Origin of the sequence: Pseudomonas sp. FSL R10-0399 (genome assembly GCF_009600165.1) — a bacterium.
Classification (GTDB): Bacteria; Pseudomonadota; Gammaproteobacteria; order Pseudomonadales; family Pseudomonadaceae; genus Aquipseudomonas; species Aquipseudomonas helleri.
In genome coordinates, this window is the sequence record NZ_WIWK01000040.1 from 33,952 (window position 1) to 45,332 (window position 11,381).

An 11,381-nucleotide genomic window follows, 5' to 3' on the forward strand; every position below is an offset into this window, starting at 1 on the left:
TCGGCGGGTTCCGATGGCAAAGCGATGAAATAAATGTGGTCGTTATCCTCTAGGTCGAATTTCTGACTGGAGGCAGCATGGGGAAAAGGTGGGCTATCGCGAGTGATCCGCAGCTATTGGCGCGGATCGCGGAGCAGGAACGTACGAAAGGCGAGAGAGGCCGTACAGGAGCTAACGTAGCAATTCCAAAACTGGGGACTGAGGTTGTTGGACAACCACTAGCTGAGAAGAAGAAGCCCTCTGCCGCGAGCAAGCGAGCTCAGAAGGTGGCGTTGAATAACCAAGATTCAAGGCGTGACAGTCTGCACTTCGATGCGGAATCGACAACGTTAAAAATTGTGTTTGCTGGTGCGGAGCTCCTAAGCCTAAACACATCACTGAGGATGCACCTCGCAAAACAGGGGCAACTCAAGACCACTTGGCTTAAGAGGGTCGAAGCTCTGATGATCTTGAACCTTGGCGTGTACGATCTTTGGAAAGCCAATCAGGCGTTGGCGTTCCCACTGATCGTCGAGGAAGTCTATGCGACGGGAGCGGTTAACTGTCTGGACGTGGAGTCAGTAACTGCTGCCTGCAAACCCATTATTGATGCGCTTGTCAGGACGCGATTCATCCCGGATGACAGCCCTGAGTTCATTGCACAGCCCATCGCATACACGTACCGCCAAAAGCCGAGCGGGCTAGTACTGGTACTCCGGCCCGCCCCCAAACCTTGGGGGTTGATTTCAGAAAGTACGATGGATTTAGCCCGGAACATCCCCGAGTTGCCTTTGTGATTAAAGCGAGAACAGTGAGTGTTGACGTACCCCGTCAGGCCGTACCTGACGATCTGCGGTTCAAGAACGAGCGTCCCAGGGCATGCCAACCCCAAAATTGTGGGTTAGAGAACTAAACCTGTCGCTGCGGTTGCAGGAATTTCGAGCCATCAAGCCTGCTTTGGAGCAAACGTAATACTGTCGCCGCCCTGAGAATCAGACCGGACAAACCTTGCTCTGGAGAATTAAAACTGTCGCACCGTGAGTTGCACGCAGAGTTAATCAGTAAAAGAATGCCCGAGACCGGGACTCTAGGACAGATTCCCTAGCCGGATGCTGGGGTGCCATCCTCGTTGCACACCTTTGTTTCGGAGGCGCCGCGACAGCTTTTATTCTCCCGCGACAGTTTTAATTCTCTAAAAGGCACAAGATCGGTCCATCCGCCGTTATAGTGATGCGGAACATGTTCCGCGCTTGCGGTTTTGTTCCGCGCGGAACAATCGACTCGATTTTGAAGGTGGTGAAAAATGGCGGCAGCCCAGACAACACGCGGGGTCGCGGGTGGTAGAAAGCGCATGCGAAGGGATGTGCTGGACGCCTCACGCTTCGACATTCGAGCGGTCAATAAGGAATTTAAGCAGATTCCTATCGAGCTCATGAAGCCAGGCTTGTTCCAGACCCGCCGCAGTTTCAAACCAAAAGCTCTTAAGGAGCTAGCTGCTAGTTTGGAAGCTACGGGGTCAAACATCACGCCCTTGATTATCAGGCCTCTCAAATTTGCTGTGGGTTACGAAATCATCTGTGGTGAGCGCCGTTGGCGTGCTGCCCAGCTAAATGGGTTTGAAACATTGCTGTGCTGCGTAGGGGAGTACACCGACCAGCAGGCACTGTATTTAAGCGGTGCGGACAATATCCAGAGGGAAGACCTCAATCCGCTTGAGGAAGCCCAGTCATACGAGTTGATGCTTGAGACTGGTATGACTCAGCTGGAAGTGGCAGATGAGATTGGCAAGTCCCGCTCCCATGTTGCTAATCACCTGCGCCTTCTCACCTTGCCCTTATCGGTTCGCGACATGATTGGGCATGAACAATTGAGCTTCGCTCAAGCTCGACCGCTGTGCAGCCTATCTATGCCTGGACTCCAGATCGACATTGCCAGGAAAGCTGTCGCAAAGCGCTGGTCCTCAAAGAAGATTGAAGCTGAGGTTTCCGAAGCTCAAGAGAAGCGTAAGCGTCCTCTGCGGAGTTCTGTTTCTGGTGAGGATGTAGATATTAAAAGGCTGCGTGAACAGGTCGTCGAACAGACAGGCTATCTCTGTGCAATCGTCAAAACCGAAAAGGGGGGATGGCAAATAGGGTTTAACGCCGGCACGACAGAAGAATTCCAGGGCATTCTCGACCGCCTTGGCGTCAACACCGACATGCTGTAGGCCGAAAAAGGGGACTTTGCTATCCCACTATCAATGTAGAGATAGCTCGCCAACTGAGACGCCCTATGCGTAGCCAACTTTTTTTCCTAAGCCTGCTGACAACCGCGATTCTGCTAAGCGGTTGTTCATTCAATCAGGCGCCCGAGGTGGCTCTTACACAGCCAGCCTCCAAATATGATGATCGGATGCTTGATTCCCTTGGGAGTCAGCAATATACCGAGCAGCAGATGATCTACATGCGCAAGCTGAAAAACCTTGAGCACAATTTGGACTCGCTCGACGAGAAGCGCAAAGCGCTCGAAGCTTCGATTAGCGTTGGTCAGCTTGAGGCTGGAGTCGGGAAGTTACAGGCAAGCGATAGCGAAGCAGCTCGAATGACTGATTTTGCGAGTGCAACTCATGATTCGCAAACCCGTATGGCACGAGAGTCTGCTGATCACGCGGTTAAACAATCCCTGATCGAGAACGACCGTGATCGGCAGCTGATGAAGGCCGAGTTGGATGCTAATCGTCGTTTGGTTGAGTTGGATCAGAAGTACAGCCTTTCAATCCAAAGTGCGCACTCACACACAGAGAAGTCGAGGCTGCAAAGTGAGCTTGAGGTCGAGAAGGCCAAGGCAGAGGCGCAAAAAAAGAAGGCTGTGATTGAAGCTCAGACTGCGGGTGATATTTCGCGCCTCGAACAGGACTACCAGTCGCGGATTTCAGATGCGCAGCACAGCGCAGCTGCTTTCAGTCAGGCAGCTACCCAGCAGTCCCAATCTCAGCGGATCAAGGTGGCTTTGGCCAACGCAGATGCTCGGCGCCGTGTTCAGGCTGACATGTCTGCGACCCAGGACTCAGTAACCACGCTAGGGGCGGAAAAGGCATCGGCAGCACAACCCTTGCATGACCAAATTTCGAAACTCAACGAACAGATCATCGCTTTGCAGGGGCGCGTGATGAGTGTTGAGTCCGGCTTTGATGCAAAGATTGCAGTTCAGCAAGCGAAGTTGAATGGTTTCCGCGAGCAGAATGAGCAGCTGGCCGAAGTGGAGCAAAGCTTGATAAATGCGCCTGTGATAGCTACAGCGCAGCCACTGGGTGACGTGGCTTCGCGGGATGTTCAGCGTCTTGAGAGTGAGTTGAAGCAGGCTACGCGGACTATTCTTGTGCGTAAGGCGAACCAGCTTGCCGAGATTGACCAGCAGCTTTCAAGCGCAATTGATGCTTTCTCAGGGCGACTGGACAACATGCTCACAAGTGCGCCATCGGTTTCGAGTGTGGCCACCGCAAGCATCGAGAAAGCTGCAAGTGAAAACGCTATACGTTCTGAGCTTGCAGAAAAGCGTACTCAAATCAAAAACGATGCTCGCAGTCAGATTGCCGAGCTGACGGTTAAGGTCGAGATTGCCAAAGCATCTGTGGTCGCGCCGGTACTGACTAACCGCGCTGTTTACTCAGGCTCCTACGGGGACACCCCAGCTGCATTTGCCGCAACAGAAACCAGTTCGGTGCGTGAGTTGGTTGCGAAGGCAAAGGCCGCGAGTAAGCCAGTAGTTGTCGCCAAAGCTGCTCCATTTCTTCCAGCTATTAAGCCGCTCAAGGTGGATGATGCAGGTGTCGCGCCTTTGATCATTGCATCCAATTTTGAGCCAAAGACACCGCGCCCGTCCCCAAGTCAGATTGATGATGTTGTTATCGCGACTGGTGTTATGGCAGGCGGGAATATAAAGCCGCTAATAGTTGCCCCCAGCGCGACCACTTACGTTGTCGTTTATCGCTACTCAGAGAAGGGTTCTGCTGATAAGTTCATGGCCTATCTGCAAGCATACGGGGTGAACGATTTTGCCTACCGCTACTCCCAGAAGCTTGGGCAACACATCCTGGTCATGGGCAAATATACCTCGAAGGATCAGGCCGCTGGTCGGGTAGCTTTCTTGAACAAGACCACTTTCACCAGTACTGCTCAAGTCGTTGAAAGCGATTTGTAGGTAGGGGAATGTAGATAATAGGACCGCCTCTCACAGGGCGGTTTTTTTTGGAGTTAATCCGCGCATGCGCGGAAATATTAAGACCTTAAAGCGGTAGTTGACCCCTTCGATTTCCGCATTGCGCGGGTAATTGATAGTTATTTTGCCGGTTGAGGACTATAAATTCTAAAAGTTAATGTGCCGATAAAAACGAGGTATAGTCAGTGTATACGGGGGTTAAAGTACTTTAATGCTGCCTTTTTGAGCCTCAGAGCTCTCCGCATTGCGCGGGTATATTGCCTAAAATTGCTTGATTATCCGCCTCAAGAGGTTAAAGTGGTCGCCAGCGCTATTAGGAGATAGGCTATGACTACCCAATCGAAGAAAAACACGCCTGAGCTGACCAAGATCGCTAAGGCCATTGCAGCTGCTTTGAGCTCGCCCGAGTCTCGTCTAGGCAAGGTGATTGCTATCACTAACCAGAAAGGCGGCGTAGGAAAGACCTCGACCAGCTTTAACTTTGCTCACTACCTCAATGAGTTGGGCTACCGCGTATTGGCGGTAGACTTGGACGGCCAAGGGAACTTCACTGAGCTGTTCTTCAATCAAGACGTATTGACCCACTTTGTTCACACCCCAGCTTTGGCGCTGTTCAGCCCTGGCATCGTGGACAACTTCCAGCCATTGGCCCATCCAAGTGGAATTGATGTTCTGGCTACGCCACGCAACAGCCATGAACTCAACGCAATAGATTCGTTGCCTATTTCCGTGGCAGAGGTGTTCTTCAACAACCTTTCTGCCATTGCAGAGCAATACGACTTCATCTTGTGTGATACACCGCCTGCACCGGGTGTGCGTACAACCGCTGCTTGTGCATCTGCTGATTACATTTATGCGCCTGTTCTCGTAGACACGTTTGCTGAGTCTGCACTTGAAGGCGTTGTCAGCAGTATTGCCAACATTGGACAGATTATTGATGCCGACCTTGAGTTGACCGGCATTCTGATCAACCAAATCGTACTCGACGGCACCAAGGATTCTCAGCAGCAATACGACAACCTTGCAGAGAAGATTGGTTCCGCATTGATTCCGACTCCCATCCGTCAAAGCAAGCCTTTTGCACGCGCACAGCGTCAAGGTGTGCCTGTTTGGCACCTGCGCACAAGCGGTGCAGAGCGGCAAGCTAGCCTTGAAACCCGCAAGGCGTACGGAGAAATGGCAATCCGCATTCCTGAAATCTCAAAGGAGCGGGTCAAATATTTCACTCACGTAAGTCGTCGTGTTCGCGCCAAAATCGCGGACGAGGCTCGCGGCTAAGACCGGGAAGAATTTATGAAAACTCGCAACTTCGCAAACCTCGGAAACGGCACTGCTGCTGCTATCAATTCCGGCACCATCGGCGTTCAAAAGGACAAAATTGTCCATTTAGACCCCAACGCAGAAATCCTCTACGATCCAGAGGAAAACATTCGCAATGGACAGCTGATCGACGACAGCATTGAAGGCTTGGTTGAGCTGCGACAAACCCTCGATGAGGAACAGTTGCAGCCAATCCGCGTGTACCCGCTACCGCCTCATAAGCTTGATCCAGCAAAACCTGCAATGAAGTACGGCATCGGCTTCGGCCATCGTCGTACGCTTGCTTGCCGGCTGACCAGCGACGATAGCCCGTTGATCACCGGGAAGGCTCGGAAGGTCTCGGCAGTTATTGACGTGGACTGGCTTAAAAAGGGCCGGTCCTATCGCCTTCGTTGCCAGATTCGGGAGAATACTGCGCGTGTTGATCTGAATCCCGTGGAGCTTGGGCAAGCGCTGCGTGATTATCAGCGTGAGCTTGGCGAAGAGGAAAAGCGCCACGTTTCTCAGGCTGAGTTGATGGATGTATATGGGCTTAAAGAAAAGACCGTTTACAACCTGCTCAAGGCTGCCGATTTCCATCAGATTGCAAGGGATGTTTGTCATCGCCAGCTGCTGAATGATCTAGACACCATGATCACGTTTGATGTGATCTGCAAAGCCAACGAACCTCTCGCCCAGGCTATTTATGAAAGCCTGCAAAAAGAAGGTGCGCCAAGCAACCGGTCACTCATTCGCCAAGCTCGTATTCTGGCCGAGGACAAAGAGTATGTGTTTGATGCTCAGTCATTTGAATGGCCCGGCAGCGTTGAGAAAGTTGGTGTAAAGCCTCCGACTGCCGTGCAGGTTGACCCAGTTGTGCCTGAAAGCGCTGGGCAGGGGGCCTCTCCAGCATTGCACCCAAGCCCGGAGCACCCGGCCAACGAACCTTTGTCCAATGGTGGAAGTGCAAGCGGTGCGGGCCAAGAAAAACCCTCGGATCAAATGCCGGACAATGGGGGCAGTGGCGCCAATACTGTGCCGGTTAATTTGGCCGCTACTCAAAATCCAGTAGTGCCTCCTGCACAAGAGGCGGGGCAGGGCGGTCAAGCTCCAGAGAAGCTAAACGGCGTAGCTGGCTCTCCACCCTCTGACCAGCTGGCCTCACCTCAAGTGGCTCCTGCAACTCTTGAGCCTGTCGCAGGTAAGGCTCCGGTCATCGTGGTGGAGTTCAAGATGGGTGCCGAAGCATCCGCTACCTTCACTGGCGAATTGCTTGTTGGCAGGAAGGCAAAGGGCGCAAGCAATGGCGTTGTGGCCTACCTCAACGAAGGCCGTGAAGAACAGACCGAAGTGCCGTTGAAATACATTCATCTGGTGTCAATCAACCACCTGTAGCAACAAACCTCCGCGCATGCGCGGATAGATAAGGGGAGTCTTCGGACTCCCCTTTTTTTGTTCATTTGGGGACATTCGGGTCTTGCCCTGATGGCCGCAAGTCGCCAATCTGTAAGTGTTCCATGTGACCTCCCCGCTTTGTGTTTTTACGCAGAGTTTGGTCACTCCTCAGAACCTATTGCGTCATCGCGATTGTTTTGAGAGCTGATCCTTGTGATGTTTTTCATTGCATGTTTCGGCAACCTGGGTTTGGACTAGAAGGCTTAGCCATCGACTTCCAATCCCGTTCTCGGTTTTGGATTTTGATGGCTTCGGCTTAATGGTTCAGATCGAGAGTTGTCACTTAGACGGCTTGAGTTAGCTTGGGTCTTATAGGTGATTTTGTGTCTCCCTATTTGGTTCTTGTGTGGTTCGTCCGCCTCCCAGTGGGTTGATGCAGTAGCAATATGGTTTGTGCTGGCTCGGGTTTGCCCTGGTCTTCACTTGCCCAGTTTCTGATCGCCTTTACAGCTTTTGCTAGAGAGTCGGCCAGGAACAGCAGTGTTGAGGCATGAGATTTTTCGGTCCCATCGCTGCCCTGTGTCTTTCTATTGTTAGTGTCTTGAACGCTGGCTGATTGATGCACACCTCGGACGTTCGGTTTTACCTGTTAACGCTGGTTCGAACTGATGATCTGTTTGATGTTGCTTTAAACGAAATTTGAAACGGTGTTAAGCGTGTGATTTTTCAGCCCAGCTGGATTATCGCGTCCTTCACCAGCTATCGGCACCCAAGGTTGTCTGATGGCATCTGTGGGTTGCTTCTCGATAACTCATAAGGTGACTTGTAATGAGACACACTCTGCTATTCGTTTAAGTGTCGCTGCTCTTGTTGGTCATGTTGCCTTCAATGATGCGCGCCGCGATTTAGTAGGTGCCGTTGAATCTCGTTGTGCGGCCTGCGCTGCAAATGATGTTGAGAGCACTACAGATTGATCTGTCCCGAAAAGCCCGGAAACTCGGGTTTTTCACATTTACATCTGCTCCTAGGCACAGCTTAGGTTGCACCCAGCCAAGGCAACAGCACCATAACGGTGTCTGAAACCCTAGTTTGGGAACCCACGCTTAGCGTGGTTCGTTCTTTAACAAAGCGACACCACCAACCCATAGGGGCAGACCCCCTAAGGGAGCTGCCTTTTTCTTAAGGAGATAGGCAGCTATGATCCGCAAACGTGAAAAATCGAAATTTAACGAACCGCTTTCCGAAACAGTCCAAAAGTTGGTCGATCAATTCGGTGGCTGGTTGAACGTGTTTAGTCGTGTGACTAACTCGTTCGACAGAGCACTGGTTAACCTCGGCAAGACTGTGGACTGCCCGTTCCCGCACCGTCACGGTAACGGAGGGGGCAAAGGAAAGTTCCGCCTATCGGCCTCTGATGAGGTCGGTCATGAAGGCAGGGGTATTTGCACCTGCATGCAAGATGGCGGTATGGGCGCAGTATCGTTGTTGATGGAAGACGGTGTAGGCGGGGGGCAATATGCCCAATGCTTGCTTACCGTTCTCCGCGCACTGGACCCTGCGACGAAAGACACGCATGTTCGGAAGGAAACCGCCCCAGTGGTGGTAGGCCCAAAGAACAGCGTCATGGACCCGCAGGAGGTTGCGAGACGAAAAGAGAGACTGGACCTCATTGCCCGAGATTTGGTTTCTCTTGATCATCCAACCGCTGCCCCGGCTCGGGCATACTTCAAAAACAGAGGTATCCCACTAAACTCAAACATTCAGGACGTTAAGTTTCATCCCGGCCTCAAACACTGGGCTGACAGCGAAACCGAACCTGAGAAAAAAGTCCTCTTAGGAACATTTCCTACGATTGTAAGTGCGTTCCGCTCTAAGGATGGACGTGTAGTGAATTTTCACCGCATTTTCATCACCGCAGACGGAGCAAAAGCCCCGGTGAAGGAAGTCAAAAAGATTTGCTCACCGATGCCTGGATTTTCTGGCTCTGCTATCACTATCGCAAAGACCGAAGGGCGTGTTCTCCACGTCACTGAGGGAGTTGAGAAAGGATGGGCAATTCATCTGGTAACAGGTGAGAGCACGAAAGTCGCTTACTCATGCACTACCTTACCAACGGTGCATGTGGACAGGGCGATGTACGACAGTGTTGTTATCTGGAGTGACTGCGACCCGGTTAAACCGAATCGCACACGTCAATCCGGGGATGGTCAATACTTCGCCTGGGAACTCGCTCGTCGCCTCTTCACAGAGGGCTTCGACGTGACCTTCATGATGCCTGACGGGAACCCGGCCACCGCAAAGGGGCGTGACTGGGAAGACGTTATTGTTCAGGAAGGTGTACTGGACCTCTCTGGGTCTTACTACCGATTCCAAACGCTGAAAACTTTTGCGGCAAAGGGTGGTGTACATAAGCGGCAAATCGCTGCTTAACTGCTTTGCTGTCTGTCCTGCTGCGCTATGCGCAGTAGGACGGCAGCTTCCTTCATGTCCTTATTTTCCATCATAATGCGCACATCATTTTTTACGTGTGTACTGCATGGCCACCACGATTTCCCTCATCATTCGCGAAGAAGAAGGCAGCCGCCTTCGAGCCGCGTACCAACGAATGAAGATTACCAAACGAATCACGCAGGCTGATGTTTCTGCCGCGTGCGGTTGGACAAGTGCGAGCACCTTCAATAGGGTTCTGAGCGGCAAGATACCTCTGACCTTGGGGTCCGTGACTAAACTAGCCAAAGCCTTGGGTGTGAGTCCGGGTTCCATTTCACCGAGATTGGTACAGGAAACTGATGCTGACGAGTCCTCCAGGTCAATCCGACTGGTTCCTGTAAGTGCCGTCAAAGATATTCGGCGGGGGAGTTGGGGGGAGCCTTTCCTTACGACACAGTGCTTCCCTTTTTTTACTGCTGATCCAACCGCATACGCCCTTACGTTTGATCTTGAAGTGCCACCGGAAGGTACGTTGGGGTGGGTGGTCATAGTCGAGCCAGCGGGGAGCCCGGTAACTGGTGACTGCGTGGTGATCCGGCACTCCCCAGGGAAGTATTCGTATGGTCGGCTCACGATAAGCGACGTGGACGGGGCCTTTGCAGTTGAGGTTGATGGCTTAGGGAAAATCCTTACCACGCCTAGTCGTTGCATGTTGGTCGCTGCACTGGGACGGCACAGTGAGTTGAGAGATTTCCGCGCATGCGCGGAAAAATAGGTCAGGTAACTACAAAACTCTCGCTTGCCTTCAAGGAAGGAATACGATAAAAATGGTGTGTTATATGTGTTAAGCCTTGCTTACACAACCAGCTCACCTTCGCGTCATCGCGGATGTTTTCTGGACCTCATCACTCACACGTCATCGTGTAGTGATTTGGAGACATTGCAAAATCATTTTGGCATTCAGTTTGTCTGTATTGCCGCACCGAATATGCCAACCACGTCCTCTTTTGAGTAGATGTGGCCAGGGGCTTATTCTATTGCTACGCGAATTTCGCGCTAGCGTCTTGCTTCCCCTTTGCAAGACTATTTTTACCAATCCATGTCAGAACTAATCAGCGTCTTCGTGCGTCTGGAATTCTGCGAGCTTCTATTCCCAATTGGGATTCACGTCTTGAGCTGACCTTATTCAGCTCCGGCTGGGTATTGTCTGCGCTTTGCGTAACTACCCAGCCTCCGCGCTCTGGGTATCTAATTAATACCCCTGTGCGCGGCAGGTGGAGAAGTTATATGGCATTTTTTAAAGAGTATTCGATGTGCTCACTCCATGCAGAGAGACAAGTCCAACTCCGTCGCCAGATGGAACAGGAGACTGCTCAGGCTCGCGGATCAGCTCTTGTGGCTGCAATGCTTGCAGAAGGTGATTTGATAGATAGGGCACTTGAGCCTTTGAAGTTGAACCACTTGGAGAAAATGAAATACGTTGCTAACAATAGCGTGTTCATTAAGGCCAAAGATGGTCATGAAGCCATCCAGATTGTTTGGGCCGATGCTCAGGTAGTTTGCATTCATCGTCTGCTTTCAAAAGAGTATCGTTCCGAGTTTCAAGCCCACTGGCTTGGAGTTTGGTTGGAACCCTTGCAAGAGCATACAAAAAAATCACTCGTAGAAGAACTCAGGCAGAAGGTCCAATACCGAGAGCTTGTGCGATGCACAGTGGGCGTAAATAGCGAGCTTGCTTTCGCTGCAACCCCCGCTGTTGTGTTGCCTAACTACGAAATGAGAATCTAGTTTGAGTAGAAAGCGCTTGTGAGATAACTCATGAGCGTGGGTGTTACTTGGGAATAAACCCCCAATTGCACCCGGCCTCTGCCATCGGGTGCAGCTTTTTTAACTCCGTGGCAGCGGGTGTGGAGGAAATATGACACAACGTATAGATAGCGATCAGTTTGTAGTTAGGAGCAGTGGGTCACTTGTTTGGACTGCAATGGGCGATAGCTTATTGGGCCTGAATTCATAGAATAAGCGCAACGCTTGAAACGAGAGGCAGAGAGCCAGCCACCGGTAGAATCCAGGCTCTCACA

The 11,381-nt window shown here is 51.7% G+C and carries 8 protein-coding genes; all 8 read left to right on the plus strand.

What is annotated here, in order from left to right:
- Positions 1-77 precede the first annotated feature (77 nt).
- On the plus strand, positions 78-776 hold the full coding sequence (locus GHO41_RS13730; RefSeq protein WP_153433851.1) for a hypothetical protein: 699 nt from the start codon (positions 78-80) through the stop codon (positions 774-776).
- Positions 777-1,282: 506 nt separating this feature from the next.
- The gene (locus tag GHO41_RS13735; protein ID WP_153433852.1) at positions 1,283-2,185 is read left to right on the plus strand and encodes a ParB/RepB/Spo0J family partition protein; all 903 of its coding nucleotides are present in this window, start codon (positions 1,283-1,285) and stop codon (positions 2,183-2,185) included.
- 65 nt (positions 2,186-2,250) lie between these two features.
- Entirely contained in the window at positions 2,251-4,158 is a 1,908-nt protein-coding gene (locus GHO41_RS13740) for a hypothetical protein (protein ID WP_153433853.1), read from the plus strand.
- Positions 4,159-4,503: 345 nt separating this feature from the next.
- Positions 4,504-5,454 carry a ParA family protein gene (locus tag GHO41_RS13745; protein WP_153433854.1) on the plus strand — a complete coding sequence of 317 codons (951 nt, stop codon included), beginning with the start codon at positions 4,504-4,506 and terminating at the stop codon, positions 5,452-5,454.
- A 15-nt stretch (positions 5,455-5,469) separates the two neighbouring features.
- Positions 5,470-6,870, plus strand: coding sequence for a hypothetical protein (locus tag GHO41_RS13750; RefSeq protein WP_153433855.1), 1,401 nt, complete (start codon positions 5,470-5,472; stop codon positions 6,868-6,870).
- Between the two features lie 1,197 nt (positions 6,871-8,067).
- Positions 8,068-9,300 (plus strand): toprim domain-containing protein, encoded by a 1,233-nt coding sequence (locus GHO41_RS13755; RefSeq protein WP_153433856.1) that lies wholly within the window; start codon positions 8,068-8,070, stop codon positions 9,298-9,300.
- Positions 9,301-9,475: 175 nt separating this feature from the next.
- Positions 9,476-10,075, plus strand: a complete 600-nt coding sequence (locus GHO41_RS30735) for a helix-turn-helix domain-containing protein (RefSeq protein WP_371928917.1) — start codon at positions 9,476-9,478, stop codon at positions 10,073-10,075.
- A 512-nt stretch (positions 10,076-10,587) separates the two neighbouring features.
- On the plus strand, positions 10,588-11,088 hold the full coding sequence (locus GHO41_RS13765) for a hypothetical protein (RefSeq protein ID WP_153433858.1): 501 nt from the start codon (positions 10,588-10,590) through the stop codon (positions 11,086-11,088).
- Positions 11,089-11,381 lie beyond the last annotated feature (293 nt).